Here is a 14,963-nt window from a genome sequence, read left to right as displayed (position 1 = left end):
ATCGGGCGCAACGCCGCGAAGCATAGCGCAGCACTCGTCGTAATTCTCGGTATAACGCTGGTCAATCGCTGCGCTCATCGCTAGAATTGCGCACTTTTTGATCAGAGGCGCAGCAAGCGCCCAGTCAATGCCCAGGCCACAGGCCGGGGCGTACCTACGCCGAGGTTAGTCAATGTCCACCGTCCCCACGTCTGCCGCCCCCAAGGTCGGCTTTGTCAGCCTTGGTTGCCCGAAGGCTCTGGTCGATTCCGAACGCATCCTGACCCAGCTGCGCATGGAAGGCTATCAGGTCGTGCCGACCTACGAAGACGCCGACGTGGTCGTGGTCAACACCTGTGGTTTCATCGACAGCGCCAAGGCCGAGTCGCTGGACACCATCGGTGAAGCCCTCGCTGAAAACGGCAAGGTGATCGTCACCGGCTGCATGGGCGTGGACGAAAGCGTGATCCGCACCGTGCACCCGAGCGTGCTGGCCGTGACAGGCCCGCAGCAGTACGAACAAGTGGTCAACGCCGTGCACGACGCAGCGCCGCCCAAGCTCGATCACAACCCGCTGATCGACTTGGTGCCGCCACAAGGCATCAAACTGACCCCGCGCCACTACGCGTACCTGAAGATTTCCGAAGGCTGCAACCACAGCTGCAGTTTCTGCATCATCCCGTCGATGCGCGGCAAGCTGGTCAGCCGTCCGGTGGGCGACGTGCTCGACGAAGCCCAGCGTCTGGTCAAGGCTGGCGTCAAGGAGCTGCTGGTCATCTCCCAGGACACCAGCGCCTACGGCGTCGACGTCAAATACCGCACCGGTTTCTGGAACGGCCAGCCGGTCAAGACCCGCATGACCGAACTCTGCGTGGCCCTGAGCTCGCTGGGCGTGTGGGTGCGCATGCACTACGTCTACCCGTACCCGCACGTCGACGAGATCATCCCGTTGATGGCTGAGGGCAAGATCCTGCCGTACCTGGACATCCCGTTCCAGCACGCCAGCCCCAAGATCCTCAAGCTGATGAAACGCCCGGCCTTCGAAGACAAGACGTTAGCGCGCATCAAAAAATGGCGCGAACAGTGCCCTGACCTGATCATCCGCTCGACCTTCATCGTGGGCTTTCCTGGCGAAACCGAAGAAGACTTCCAGTACCTGCTGGACTGGCTGACCGAAGCGCAGCTCGACCGCGTGGGTTGCTTCCAGTATTCGCCGGTCGAAGGCGCGCCGGCCAACCTGCTGGACGCGCCAATCGTGCCGGACGACGTCAAGCAGGAACGCTGGGACCGCTTCATGGCCCATCAACAGGCCATCAGCGCAGCGCGTCTGCAAATGAAGATCGGCAAGGAAATCGAAGTGCTGATCGACGAAGTGGACGAGCAAGGCTTCGTTGGCCGTTCGTTCTTCGATGCCCCGGAAATCGACGGCAACGTGTTCGTCGAAAGCGATCGCGACCTCAAGCCAGGCGACAAGGTCATGTGCCGCGTGGTCGATGCCGATGAGTACGACCTGTGGGCTGAGCCTGTCTAAAGCATCGTGAGCAAGCTCACTCCCACAGTTCGGCGTTTGCACTCGCTGTGGGAGTGAGCTCGCTCGCGAATGGGTCGTGACATGCCGGATCCTGACAACCCCGCCCTTCAAACGGCGGGGTTTGTTTTTTCTGACTATCGTCTCCACATCAGGACAACGATAAAAAAGGAGAAGAGGCGACATGGCCCACCACTCGGTCATTTACCTGCCGAAGAAACACGATTACGCCGAACTGACCCGAATCTGGGAGGCCTCGGTTCGCGCGACTCACGATTTTCTGCCGGACAACTACATCACCCTGCTGCGCAATCTGCTGGAAACCCAGTACCTGGACGCTGTGAACCTGTTCTGCACCCGCGACTCGCAACTGCACATCACCGGCTTCGGCGGCACCAGCCCCGGCAAGCTGGAAATGCTGTTCATCGCCCCGGATTATCGGGGGATGGGCCTGGGCAAGAAGCTGCTGGACTATGCGATTGAGCACTTCGAGGTGACTGTACTGGACGTCAACGAACAGAACCCGCAGGCGCTGGGCTTTTATGAAAAGCAGGGCTTTGAAGTGATCGGACGCTCTGAGGTGGACGGGCTCGGCCGGCCTTATCCGATGCTGCGGATGAAGCTGAAACCAGCCCGTTGACGTCAAGACCGGGAGCGGCCACGCGCAGGATTGCCGCTTTCCTTGCCAAGCCAGCCCCGGCAAAATGCTGACCATGAGCCTAACCATCCCCCTCCCCCCGTGCTGCCCCACCCTCACCTCACATTGGCCACTGCCTCAGGCGCTGGACAACGTGGTGCTGGTCAGCAGCCCGTTCGACCCCCGTCAATTGGCCGATGGCGACTTTCAACGCTGCCTCATCGATCCACCGGCAAGCATTCAGCGCTCGGTGGCCAAGCGTCAGACCGAATTTCTCGCAGGCCGTTTGTGCGCGCGGGAAGCGATGCGTCGGCTCGACGGCCGTCAGCATGTGCCCCTGATCGGCGATGACCGCGCGCCGGTCTGGCCACAGGACCTGTGCGGCTCGATTACCCACAGCACCGGCTGGGCCGCCGCCATCGTCGCCAGCAAACAGCACTGGCGCGGGCTGGGTATGGACGTTGAGCAGGTGATTAACAGCGAACGCGCCACGCGGCTGGCAGGGGAAATCCTCACCGCCCCTGAACTGCAACGCATGGCCGCCGGCCCCGAACAGCAGATCGCGCTGCTCGTGACCCTGACCTTCTCCCTCAAGGAAGCGCTGTTCAAGGCGCTCTACCCCCTCGTGCTCAAACGCTTTTATTTCGAAGACGCCGAATTGCTGGAATGGTCGGAAAACGGCAGCGCGCGATTGCGGTTGAAGATGGATTTGTCCGAAGAGTGGCACAGCGGCAAGCAATTGCAGGCGCAGTTCAGTGTGGAGGGGGGGCAGTTGTTGAGCTTGGTGGCGATTGCCAACTGAACGGGGATTACCACGGCGCACATGACCCCTGTGGGAGCGAATTCATTCGCGAGAGGTGGGTACATTCGACAGAGATCTATCGCCCGGTAACCCGCATCGCGAATAAATTCGCTCCCACAGGTTAGCGACCACCTGCGATTTCTGACTCTCCCAACGGACAATGCTCACACCGCCCCACCCACTCAACCCGATGGTTCAAACAACAACTGCGCCGCTGTCTCAGGGGTTGGCCATCTGGCCCCTGCTTGTAGGAAATGGCATTGAACAATGGATTACGCTGACCATTGGTTCGCAGGCGTTGGCGTAACAGGCCGTAGCCGATATCGCTCGCTTCACGATCAACCTCGGCCAGTTGCCGCAGGCAGGTCTCCAGATAATCCCCGGCCGTGCCCCACAACACCCCTGCCGCCACTTCGCCATACACGCTGAGCCGCTCGATGACCTGTTGCAGGTTGTCCAGCAGTGGCGCGAATCGATCGAATGGGTCAGATGAAGGTGACGTTCGAAACGCCTCGCCCTCAAACCTCACCCCATCGAGAAAACCCCGCTCATGCAGGGCGAATTCCAGCCGATCCAGCTGCAGCGGCCAGCCCACGCCGTGAATCAGGCTGGCGACCACCACCGGCGCAATCAGCTGCATCGAGTAGAACTTGAACCACTGCGACACCAGCACCGGCAACTGGTCGGGCATCAGTTGCGCGCCATACACCTTGAGCAACAGGCGATCCAGGGTTTCATCACGCAACAGATCGGGCAGCGCCACCACTGGTCGCGACTCGTCGCGCAGCCAGGTTGTGCCGAACACGGCCAGTGGCCCTTCGAATAAACCGCTGCTCACACATCACTCTGCTGACGCGGCCAGGCGAGGCTGAAACAGGCGCCGCCCAAGGCCTGGCTGCGTCCGATCAAGGCTCGCCCTGCGTGCCAATGAATGATCCGCCGCACGATGGACAAGCCCAAGCCATGCCCGCCCGACGCCCTTGTACGGCTGTCGTCCAGGCGCATGAACGGGGTGAAAATCCGCTCCCAGGCGCTTTCCGGCACTCCGGGGCCATCGTCTTCGACGTCGATGCGGCAGCGCTCCTGACTCAACTCAAAGCCGATCCGCACCTCGGATTCGGCATGGCGCATGGCGTTGCCCACCAGATTCTGCAACGCCCGATGCAGATAACGCGGCTCGGCCTCGACCCAGGCCTGCGGCTCATCGGAGGGGTCATCGTTGACTGACACACAGGTGCCCCGAGTCACCCGCACGTTGGCGCGCAAAGGCGCAAGTTCAGTGATCACCTGATTGATCAGGGCGTCGAGATCGATGCGCTGGAAGCTCAGGGTCGGCGAGCCCTGCTCCAGACGCGCGTAGGTCAGCATCTCGTCCACCAGCTTGTCGAGATCCTGAATGTCGTTGTCCATGCCCACCAAGTACTTGCGCCGCGCCTCGGGGGTGCTGGCGTCGCTGACCATCTCCAGACCAAAGCGCAGGCGCGCGACCGGCGTGCGCAACTCATGGGACACCGCTCGCACCAGCTCGCGCTGGATGGTCAGCGAACGCTGCAAATGCTCGGCCATGCCGTTGAACGCCGAAGCCAGCCGTCCCACCGAATCGGCGCCGGTTGCCGGCACGCGGGTGTCGAGGCTGCCCTGGGCGATCTGCGTGGCGGCCGCTTCCAGGCCGCGCAGACGATGCTCCAGACGGCGCACCAGCAGATACACCACCAGCCCGATCAGGCACAGGCCGAGAAACGCGATCAACACCAGCAACTCGGGCGGATAGGGGTTGAGCTGATACAGCGGGCCAATTTCCAGCACCCACGGGGTTTCGCCAACGCCTGAGAGCACGCGGATCGAATCGCCGCCCTTGCCCAGCGCCATCACCGTGTCGCCCTCGTCGATGCGCCGACGCTGGTCATCGTCGACGTCGGCCTGCTCAAGCTTGATCAGGTGCATGTCAAAGCCAAAGCCCTTGCTCAGGCGCAGGGTTTCCAGGCGAATGGGCTGCTCATCGACAGGGAAACGCACCAGTTCATCGAGCAGCAGAAAGATGGTCGCCCGCGCCAGTTGCTCGCTGATCTGCTGCACCTCGCCGGTCAGCAACAGCGCGCTGCCGGGCTTGCCGGAGGCGCCTGGTTCAACCTCACGAAACACCCGCGCGGCATGCGGGCCGGTCTGCTCGACCACCACTTGGCCGCGGCTCAGGCGATTGCGCGCGCCGCCGTCCAGGTGCGCCTGCTCACTGGTCTCCAGCATCAACGGAATGCCCAGCAAGCGCTCCCACACCGCCAGGGCGCGGGTGCGCTCGATGCTGCCCATGGCCTTGAGGTTGTCGGCCATCAGGGTGAAGGTGCCGTGGGCCAGTTGCTCGCGGTACTGCTCGCCGCGCACCTTGTTGGCCACGTGCAGCGTCAGCACGCCCAACAGCGCGACCAACACCAGCACGCCCAGCATGCCGCCATAAATACGCAGGAAAATGGAATTCATGGTTTAACCGTTGAGCATGAACGGATTCATGTCCCTGGCCGCTTCCGGCACGAACAGATAGCCCTTGTTGCGCACCGTCTTGATCAGGCGCGGATGAATGGGGTCGTCGCCGATTCTGGGGCGGATTCTGGAAATACGCACATCGATGGAGCGGTCCTGGCCGTCGTAGGCGACGCCGCGCAGGGCCGTGAAGATCTCCTCGCGGGACAGAATGCGCCCGGCGTTAGTCACCAAAAGCCATAAAAGGTCAAATTCGGCGCTGGTCAATTCGATGGTCTGCTCGTTGAGCCAGGCTTCGCGCAGGGCGTTGTCCACAGTCAGCGGGCCGAACACCAGACGCCGGGATTCCTGCGCTGCAGGTTCGGCGCTGTCGCTGCGCCGCAACAGGGCATGAATGCGCGCCAGCAACACCCGAGGGTGCACGGGCTTGCAGACGAAATCGTCGGCGCCCATGTCCAGCCCCTGCACCTGATCGCTGTCATCGGTGCGCGCGGTCAGCATCAGAATCGGCCCGTCGTACTGGTGGCGCACCTTGCGGCAGATGCTCAGGCCATCCTCGCCGGGCAGCATGAGGTCGAGGATCACCAGGTCCGGCTGCTCATCGACGATACGTTGCGCCGCCCGCGCGCCGTTGCCTTCAAGGGAAACCTTCAGGCCGTTGCTCTCGAGGTAATCGCGGGTCAGTTCGGCCAGCCGAAGGTCGTCCTCGACGATCAGCACCTGCCAGGGCTCTTGCTGCACGGTGTGTCTCTCCCGGGTTGTTCTTATTAATAGAAGGTGCAGGACGACGCCTTTCCTGTGGGAGCGAATTCATTCGCGATGGGCCGTACGCTCACTCCATCCATGTCGGCCATGCCTAGGCTTCGCGAATGAATGCGCTCCCACAGGGGACCTGCACAGACGCAAGGCCGTCATACTAATCGGCGAACCTTGAGGGTGGAAAACATCTCTCACCCGCGCTTGAGCGGCTCGGTGTTTGTGATTGAGTTCGCGACCTCAAAAAAACCGCCTGGTCTAAATATCCCTGCAAAAAACAGTGATCGGCGGTCCATCCCAGTGACTACGCGGCCTACGCGCGGTTTCCCCAATTCCCACACACATTACACACAGACTTATCCACAGTTCGTACGTTGCATTTAGTGTCACGAGCACATAATCTAGTACCTCGTTGCTCAGCCAGACCCTACATGTAGGGGTTTTGCAGAAAAACCAAACACAAGTGACCGAGAGATTTCAAGCCTTTTTCTCGCGCCAAACGGGTTGACACACCCCCTGTTTCACCGCCTGACCGCTCACACGCGAATGGCAGACAGCACGCTTCATGATCTGCGCGTTACGGTACAAGTGTTGCAACACAGAAAACGCATATTGAACAGGTTTTTATCGGGTGCCGAGCCATAGAGCCGCGCCCTTTTGGACTTCAAAGCCAGGGTCGGCAATCCTTCAGCCTTCCCATCCGTTTTGAAGTCATTGGATCGACACTCGTCGGTCAACTGCCTCAAGACGGAACGGTGGGTACCTCAACCGTGCCCAAACAAACATAGAGAACGTGGAGACACCCATGCAAACAGACACAACTCGCGAGAACTCGCCGGCCATTGCGCCGCAGACAGGTGCGACCCAGCAGGACCTGTCCGCGACCGCACCGGGTCAGCTGCGTGTGATCAAGCGTAACGGCACCGTTGTTCCGTACACCGATGACAAGATCACCGTCGCCATCACCAAGGCTTTCCTCGCAGTTGAAGGCGGCACTGCCGCTGCGTCGTCGCGTATCCACGACACCGTTGCCCGCCTGACCGAACAGGTCACCGCGACCTTCAAGCGTCGCATGCCTTCGGGCGGCACCATCCACATCGAAGAGATCCAGGATCAGGTAGAACTGGCGCTGATGCGCGCTGGCGAGCAAAAAGTGGCTCGCGACTACGTGATCTACCGTAACGACCGCTCCAAAGAGCGTGCCGGTCGTGGCGGCGAAGTGCCGGTTCAGGCTCACCCATCGATCCGCATCACTGCCAAAGACGGCAGCCTGGTGCCACTGGACATGGGCCGTCTGAACACCATCGTGACCGAAGCGTGTGAAGGCCTGGCTGAAGTCGACGCCAACCTGATCCAGAACGAAACCCTGAAAAACCTCTACGACGGCGTCGCGCTGACCGACGTCAACACCGCGCTGGTGATGACCGCGCGTACCCTCGTTGAACGCGAGCCGAACTACTCGTTCGTCACCGCGCGCCTGTTGATGGACACCCTGCGTGCCGAAGGCCTGGGCTTCCTGAACGTCGCCGAGAGCGCCACTCACCACGAGATGGCCGACCTATACGCCAAGGCCCTGCCGGCATACGTCGCCAAAGGCATCGAGTACGAGTTGCTGAACCCTGTCCTGGCCGAATTCGACCTGGAAAAACTGGGCAAGGCGATCAACCACGAGCGCGACCAGCAGTTCACCTACCTGGGCCTGCAAACCCTGTACGACCGTTACTTCATCCACAAGGATGGCGTGCGTTTCGAACTGCCGCAGATCTTCTTCATGCGTGTGGCCATGGGCCTGGCGATCGAAGAGAAAGCCCGTGAAGACCGCGCCATCGAGTTCTACAACCTGTTGTCGTCCTTCGACTACATGGCCTCGACCCCGACCCTGTTCAACGCCGGTACCCTGCGTCCACAGCTGTCGAGCTGCTACCTGACCACCGTTCCGGATGACCTGTCGGGCATTTACCACGCCATCCACGACAACGCCATGCTGTCCAAATTCGCAGGCGGTCTGGGCAACGACTGGACTCCGGTTCGCGCGCTGGGCTCGTACATCAAGGGCACCAACGGCAAATCCCAAGGCGTCGTACCGTTCCTGAAAGTGGTCAACGACACCGCTGTAGCGGTAAACCAGGGCGGCAAGCGCAAAGGCGCTGTCTGTGCGTACCTGGAAACCTGGCACATGGACATCGAAGAGTTCATCGAGCTGCGCAAGAACACCGGTGATGATCGTCGTCGTACCCACGACATGAACACTGCCAACTGGATCCCTGACCTGTTCATGAAGCGTGTCTTCGACGACGGCAAGTGGACCCTGTTCTCGCCATCCGAAGTCCCGGACCTGCACGACCTCACCGGCAAGGCCTTCGAAGAGCGCTACGAGTACTACGAAGCGCTGACCGAGTACCCAGGCAAGGTCAAGCTGTTCAAGACCATCCAGGCCAAAGACCTGTGGCGCAAAATGCTGTCCATGCTGTTTGAAACCGGCCACCCATGGCTGACCTTCAAAGACCCGTGCAACCTGCGTTCCCCGCAGCAGCACGTGGGCGTGGTCCACAGCTCGAACCTGTGCACCGAGATCACCCTGAACACCAACAAGGATGAAATCGCGGTCTGCAACCTGGGCTCGATCAACCTGCCGAACCACATCGTCAACGGCAAGCTGGACACCGACAAGCTCAAGCGCACCATCGACGTCGCCGTTCGCATGCTCGATAACGTCATCGACATCAACTACTACTCCGTGCCGCAGGCGAAGAACTCCAACTTCCGCCACCGTCCGGTCGGTCTGGGCATCATGGGCTTCCAGGACGCGCTGTACCTGCAGCACATCCCTTACGGCTCCGACGCTGCCGTCGAATTCGCCGACCGCTCCATGGAAGCCGTCAGCTACTACGCGATCCAGGCTTCTTGCGATCTGGCGGACGAGCGCGGTGCCTACGAGACGTTCCAGGGTTCGCTGTGGTCCAAAGGCGTGCTGCCGCTGGATTCGCAACAGATCCTGATCGAAGCCCGTGGCCAGAAGTACATCGACGTCGACCTGACCGAAACCCTGGACTGGGCGCCTGTTCGTGCCCGCGTTCAGAAAGGCATTCGTAACTCGAACATCATGGCCATCGCACCGACCGCGACCATCGCCAACATCACTGGCGTTTCGCAGTCGATCGAACCGACCTACCAGAACCTGTACGTGAAATCGAACCTGTCGGGCGAATTCACCGTGATCAACCCGTACCTGGTTCGCGACCTCAAGGCTCGCGATCTGTGGGACTCGGTCATGATCAACGACCTCAAGTACTACGACGGTTCGGTTCAGCAGATCGAGCGCATCCCGCAAGAGCTCAAAGACCTCTACGCCACCGCGTTCGAAGTCGAAGCCCGCTGGATCGTCGACGCTGCAAGCCGTCGCCAAAAGTGGATCGACCAGGCTCAGTCCCTGAACCTGTACATCGCTGGCGCATCGGGCAAGAAACTGGACGTGACCTACCGCATGGCGTGGTTCCGTGGCCTGAAAACCACTTACTACCTCCGTGCCCTGGCCGCGACCAGCACCGAGAAATCGACCATCAACACCGGCAAGCTCAACGCCGTTTCCAGTGGCGGCCACGGCCCGGACGACTCGGCGATCACCGCCCCGCGTCCAGCCGAAGCAGCACCCGCCGGCCCAGCGCCAGTGCCAAAGGCTTGCGCCATTGATGAGCCGGATTGCGAGGCTTGCCAATAAGGCAAAACGCGCTCCTCCTGTAGGAGCGCGCTTGCCCGCGATAGCGGTCTCCAGGAGCCACTTGGGGTTCTGGCTGACCGCAATCCGATGTCTCCACCCAACGGGTGGCAGTGAGCTTGCTCACGAAGAGGCCCGCACAATCACCCGATTGCCAGAGCCTGCACTGAAGCCCGACCGCTTCAGCAATAAAGAAACACCGAGGGTCACCCCTCACCTATTCATGTTCTTTGCGTGCAACGCCTGATACGCAACCAACACTCAAGATCCATCAGGTCAGTCATTACCACTGACCCTCACGCAGGAGACTCAACGTCATGCTGAGCTGGGACGAATTCGACAAAGAAGACGCCGCTGAACCCGCCAAAGGCGCCAACGCCGGCCACGCTTCTGAAGTCGCCATGGACAAACTCGACAGCGCCGGTGGTGCCGCCGCTCGCGAAGCACGCGCCGTCAACACCAACGACTCCGCTGCCGTCGCCCGCGCCAAAGCCGCGCTGGACAAACTCGACATCGCCGAAGGTCTGGCCGAACTCGAAGGCTCCGCCGCCCGCGTTGCCGTCGACGAAAAGCGCATGATCAACTGCCGCGCCGACCTCAACCAACTCGTGCCATTCAAGTATGACTGGGCCTGGCAGAAGTACCTGGACGGCTGCGCAAACCACTGGATGCCGCAAGAAGTCAACATGACGGCCGACATCGCCCTCTGGAAAAACCCGGAAGGCCTGACCGACGACGAACGCCGCATCGTCATGCGCAACCTGGGCTTCTTCTCCACCGCCGACTCCCTGGTTGCCAACAACCTCGCGCTGGCCGTGTATCGCCTCATCACCAACCCTGAATGCCGCCAGTACATCCTGCGCCAGGCCTTCGAGGAAGCGATCCACACCCACGCCTACCAGTACTGCATCGAATCGCTGGGCATGGATGAAGGCGAAATCTTCAACATGTACCACGAGATCCCGTCGGTCGCGAAAAAAGCCGCTTGGGGCCTCAAATACACCCGCGCCATCTCCGACCCGGAATTCAACACCGGCACCGTCGAGACCGACAAAGAACTGCTGCGCAACCTGATCGCCTACTACTGCGTGCTTGAGGGCATCTTCTTCTACTGCGGCTTCACCCAGATCCTCTCCATGGGCCGCCGCAACAAAATGACCGGCGTCGCAGAACAGTTCCAATACATCCTGCGCGACGAATCCATGCACCTGAACTTCGGCATCGACGTGATCAACCAGATCAAGATCGAAAACCCACACCTGTGGGACGCCGAATTGAAGGAAGAAGCCTCGCAAATGATTCTGCAAGGCACCCAGCTGGAAATCGAATACGCCCGCGACACCATGCCCCGCGGCGTACTGGGCATGAACGCCGCGATGATGGAGGACTACCTGAAGTTCATCGCTAACCGCCGCCTGTCGCAGATTGGTTTGAAGGAAGAGTACCCAGGGACGACCAACCCGTTCCCATGGATGAGCGAGATCATGGACTTGAAGAAAGAGAAGAACTTCTTTGAGACTCGGGTGATTGAGTATCAAACGGGTGGGGCGTTGAGCTGGGATTGATTTGATCCCGGATCCCTGCATTTGAATGAAAGGGCTGCCAGAGATAGCGGCCCTTTTCTTTTAAATGAAGGTACCCAAAGGTTCGTTAGCAACCAGAGATCAGATGCGGCGACCGCCCATCTTTGTCGGTTATACCTCCCAGGTTGAATCCTCCAAATTCCACTTAGCAGGCGTCGCCCCTTCGACGAACCTAAGGCGCCCACCCTCTAGGATGAGCGGTCGATCGTTCTTCCCACACTGTTGCCAGATCTCGTAATAATTGCCCTTGTCGTAGAAGATGACTTGATCCATTTTGGAGCCGACGGGCTTGACCCCATCCGTCACTGGAATCGATGTACATCCCCTTGTCGGTAGCAGAAGTGATCTGGAGGTAGCCGCCCCAGTCACCATTCTCGGTCCAGCCATCGATGACCTTGACCCAAAGACTCCCGGACTGGGAGCCATCCGAAACATACTGGTTCTTCTGTTCGTCATAGCGAGCCTGTAAGCACTGCAGTGATGCCCAGATGACCATCGGAGCGGAACCGCACGGTGCGATCGAACGAGTATTTCGGTTCGTGCGCCTCATCCCGAGAGGTGGGTGCGTCAGGGTCTAAGAAGATCAAGAAGCTTTTTGTACGTAAGCGGCCCATGAAGTTTTCCTTTCATTCCTTGAGTAGTGAACAGCTCTATTGCCGCCCGATATCGGACACACGAAAGCATGTACCTGAGTTATCGCACTCCTATTGCAGCAAGAGCAGCTTGCGAGGGAGCGCCTCCCGATCGCTGTCATAAAGATAGCCTCGTGATTGATGTTGTTTCTGGCTTTGTCATGTTTCAGCGATGTCTTACAAAGATTTGATGATCATTCCCACACGCTGCGTCGGAGCACAGCTGCTCAAGCTCCGCCTCCCAGTCCGATACACGCCCGCACTGACGCTCCGCTTCAACCCTCCCGTATATCTGTCTTGGCATCCTGAAACCAGTTGTAACAACGCTTCACACTGAAGCAACATCCCTTTTCCTACAGGCAACATGGAAAGGAACTACAACGTGGCGGAAAAGAACTCGCAGCAGGTGCTCACTGGCTCATACGCATCGCAGTCGCTTGAGGAAGGTCGTGTCTACACCCGCGACGACCTGCGCGCACTCTTCGCCATCACAGCTTCGAGCATCAACAACGGAATCTTCAAACCCGCTGCCTACGACTCCGTGTGGATCTTTGTCACAGAGCACAAGACAGCCGACCGCACCCAGTACAACGACGTGCTGATTGACGACGTGTTGAACATGGAAGGCCAGACGCAAGGCGCTACCGACTACCTCATCAGGGAGCACGTCGTACGCGGCTTAGAGCTGCTGTTGTTCTACCGAACGAAAAAGTACGAGCACCCAGGCGCGGGCTTCACCTATAAGGGCAAGTTTCTTTATCAAAGTGATGAAGGCTCAGGCCCGACTAAATTCACGCTTCGCCAAGCCAGTAGCCCAACGCTGAGCATTCCTTTCATCGAGGCGGAGTTGGAGGTTTCAGGCGAGTTCGATCCTGGGGACATCATCGACGCTCGGCAAAAGGTCCTCGCCTCTGTAGTGCGCCGGCAAGGCCAGGCCAAATTCAGAGCGGCGCTGCTCAAGGCCTATGAGGGTAAGTGCGCCGTCACAGGTTGCGCTATAGAAGCGTTGCTAGAGGCAGCGCACATCGTTCCTTATCAAGGTGCCGATACCAATGTGGTCAGTAATGGTCTGCTGCTTCGCGCTGATATCCATACCCTGTTTGATCTCGGGCTTTTGCGGATCGATCCAGACCATCAAGTTGTGAGGCTGGCTGAGGCATTGAGGGAGAGCGAATACCAAAACTGGGCAGACAAGCCGATCTTCGTCCCGCATAACTCATTTGATCAGCCGAGCGCGATGGCTCTCCTTTCACACATCAATTCGTTCAAATCAATGGAAAAAACGTACAGCGGATCTGAGACGCCAAACAGCGAGAACCAAGCGCTGCTCACGAATTCCGCTGAGATCACCCTCACCAACGAATTAGCTGCCAGAGTCGCTAATGGGTAAAGGTGTGCTCGATTCGAAATTTTCAGAAACGTCCTACAGCATCGGCGCTTGATGCGCTGTGCTTCGGCACCTACCCTGCGTCGGCGCCTAAGAAACGCAGCAGAAACTCAAAAAGTAGCGGCCAGCCCGCTCCCGATAGATGCGGCTTTTTTGCGCCTGTGGCTCTTGCCTGCGCGTCGTAAAATCTCTGCTATGTCGGGAGTGGGCTAATAAAAGACCCGTCAGGGGAATACGTCCGGCCCGTTTACTACTTTGGGGTTTCTTAGCTCCCGACACCCTTAGCCATGGAAGGCTATCAAGAAGAGATACGGACATGCCCAAGACCCTCTCCCCCACCACCTTCCACCGCCACAACCGCCCCCTACGCACTTTCCTCCTGGAATCCGAAGCCTGGTTCTGCGCCCGCGACCTTGGCCGTCTCATGGGCTGGCCGTTGAACGAGCGCACGACGCGCAAGCTGGATGCCGATCAGCGTCGGGTGGTGACGCTGGTCGATGGGCAGGGTGAGGAGGAGGCGTTGGTGGTGAGTGAGTCGGCGGTGTATGCGCTGTTGACGTATCACTACCACGGGGAGAATCGGGCGTTGCGGCGCTGGATTACCCATGAGGTGGTGCCGTGTCTGCGGGATGAGGCGGTGCCGCCGGCGGCCTGTCATCCCTGCGTGAGTTTTCTGCAGTGGCCGGGGTTGTCGGTGAGCATGCTGCATTGGCAGAGCGAGCCGTGGATTCGCTTGCGGGATATGCCGCAGGTGTTGGCGGTGGATGAGGTGCGAGCTGATATCGGCGAGCGCAAGTCGCATGCGCCTTGGTGGAGACTGGCGATTCAGGTGTTGAGATTGGGATGACGTGTGGGTAGGACGCATCCCCTTAGCCAAGTGCGACTTGTCCTGATTTTTGGGAGCGAGGTGAGTTAACCGAAAACGCTGGTAGCGTCACGAGCTCACATCAAGCTGATCCTGGATACGAGATGACTCGCCCTCTTTTTTCTTACGCTTGGGCTGCCTCGCAGCGAATCTATGACCCTTCTCAATCTGGCAGCAGGGTGTCGGAAATAATCGGCGGCTACGTCGAGAAGAACATCAATAACCCAGACCCTGCTCAGCGTTGGAGTAACACCTGCGCTGTGCGGATGAGCTATATCCTCAATGAAGCGGGTTTAGCCGTTCCAACTGTTCGGGGTCAGACCGTATCCGGGGCAGATAAGCGCCAATATTTCTTTCGGGTCAGGGATCTGATCGGGTTCTTGCGACAGCGCTGGGGAAATCCTGACGTTGTGAAATTCCCACCTGCTGGGGCATTTTCAGGCCAGAAAGGCGTGATCCTTTTTGAGGTTTCCGGTTGGTCCGATGCACAGGGGCATGCGACGTTGTTCGATGGCCTCAAGTGCTACGATCAGTGCTATTTCAACTCGCCAGAAGCAACGAACCGATCGAGCCAATTTCTGGAGCCTGCCGTGACCGATTACCG

At 59.4% G+C, this 14,963-nt stretch carries 10 protein-coding genes and 1 pseudogene; 8 read left to right on the top strand and 3 right to left on the bottom strand.

Annotated features, from left to right (window positions below; genetic code table 11):
- The first annotated feature begins 172 nt into the window (after positions 1-172).
- From rimO to AC07V9_RS10985, 3 genes are all read left to right on the top strand, one after another.
- On the top strand, positions 173-1,510 hold the full coding sequence (rimO, locus tag AC07V9_RS10995; RefSeq protein ID WP_495015736.1) for a 30S ribosomal protein S12 methylthiotransferase RimO: 1,338 nt from the start codon (positions 173-175) through the stop codon (positions 1,508-1,510).
- A gap of 181 nt (positions 1,511-1,691) precedes the next feature.
- The gene (locus AC07V9_RS10990; RefSeq protein WP_495015735.1) at positions 1,692-2,147 is read left to right on the top strand and encodes a GNAT family N-acetyltransferase; all 456 of its coding nucleotides are present in this window, start codon (positions 1,692-1,694) and stop codon (positions 2,145-2,147) included.
- A gap of 73 nt (positions 2,148-2,220) precedes the next feature.
- Positions 2,221-2,946, top strand: coding sequence for a 4'-phosphopantetheinyl transferase family protein (locus AC07V9_RS10985; RefSeq protein WP_495015734.1), 726 nt, complete (start codon positions 2,221-2,223; stop codon positions 2,944-2,946).
- Between the two features lie 121 nt (positions 2,947-3,067).
- Here the strand turns inward: AC07V9_RS10985 and fhuF are convergent, their stop codons facing one another.
- Genes fhuF through AC07V9_RS10970 form a run of 3 tightly spaced genes read right to left on the bottom strand, consistent with a single transcriptional unit; the run spans position 3,068 to position 6,162 of the window.
- Complete coding sequence (fhuF, locus tag AC07V9_RS10980) at positions 3,068-3,784, bottom strand: siderophore-iron reductase FhuF (RefSeq protein ID WP_495015733.1); 717 nt, start codon at positions 3,782-3,784, stop codon at positions 3,068-3,070.
- Positions 3,781-5,421 carry an ATP-binding protein gene (locus tag AC07V9_RS10975; RefSeq protein WP_495015732.1) on the bottom strand — a complete coding sequence of 547 codons (1,641 nt, stop codon included), beginning with the start codon at positions 5,419-5,421 and terminating at the stop codon, positions 3,781-3,783. Before AC07V9_RS10975 ends, fhuF begins: the two co-directional genes overlap by 4 nt.
- A 3-nt stretch (positions 5,422-5,424) precedes the next feature.
- Entirely contained in the window at positions 5,425-6,162 is a 738-nt protein-coding gene (locus tag AC07V9_RS10970; RefSeq protein ID WP_495015731.1) for a response regulator, read from the bottom strand.
- Positions 6,163-6,982: 820 nt separating this feature from the next.
- Here AC07V9_RS10970 and AC07V9_RS10965 point away from each other — a divergent pair.
- The 5 genes and pseudogenes from AC07V9_RS10965 to AC07V9_RS10945 all read left to right on the top strand — a co-directional run bounded on the left by AC07V9_RS10965 (position 6,983) and on the right by AC07V9_RS10945 (position 14,953).
- On the top strand, positions 6,983-9,895 hold the full coding sequence (locus tag AC07V9_RS10965) for a ribonucleoside-diphosphate reductase subunit alpha (protein WP_495015730.1): 2,913 nt from the start codon (positions 6,983-6,985) through the stop codon (positions 9,893-9,895).
- A gap of 314 nt (positions 9,896-10,209) precedes the next feature.
- Positions 10,210-11,457, top strand: coding sequence for a ribonucleotide-diphosphate reductase subunit beta (locus AC07V9_RS10960; protein WP_495015729.1), 1,248 nt, complete (start codon positions 10,210-10,212; stop codon positions 11,455-11,457).
- 1,032 nt (positions 11,458-12,489) lie between these two features.
- Positions 12,490-13,497 (top strand): HNH endonuclease, encoded by a 1,008-nt coding sequence (locus AC07V9_RS10955; protein ID WP_495015728.1) that lies wholly within the window; start codon positions 12,490-12,492, stop codon positions 13,495-13,497.
- Positions 13,498-13,810: 313 nt separating this feature from the next.
- Positions 13,811-14,341 carry a BRO-N domain-containing protein gene (locus tag AC07V9_RS10950; RefSeq protein WP_495015727.1) on the top strand — a complete coding sequence of 177 codons (531 nt, stop codon included), beginning with the start codon at positions 13,811-13,813 and terminating at the stop codon, positions 14,339-14,341.
- Between the two features lie 122 nt (positions 14,342-14,463).
- Positions 14,464-14,953, top strand: a pseudogene (locus AC07V9_RS10945) (type VI secretion system amidase effector protein Tae4).
- Positions 14,954-14,963: the final 10 nt, after the last annotated feature.

The organism is Pseudomonas sp. GW821-FHT02A11 (genome assembly GCF_059421985.1).
The sequence above is the reverse complement of the archived record's forward strand: the minus strand, read 5'-3'. Positions and strand labels throughout refer to the sequence as shown.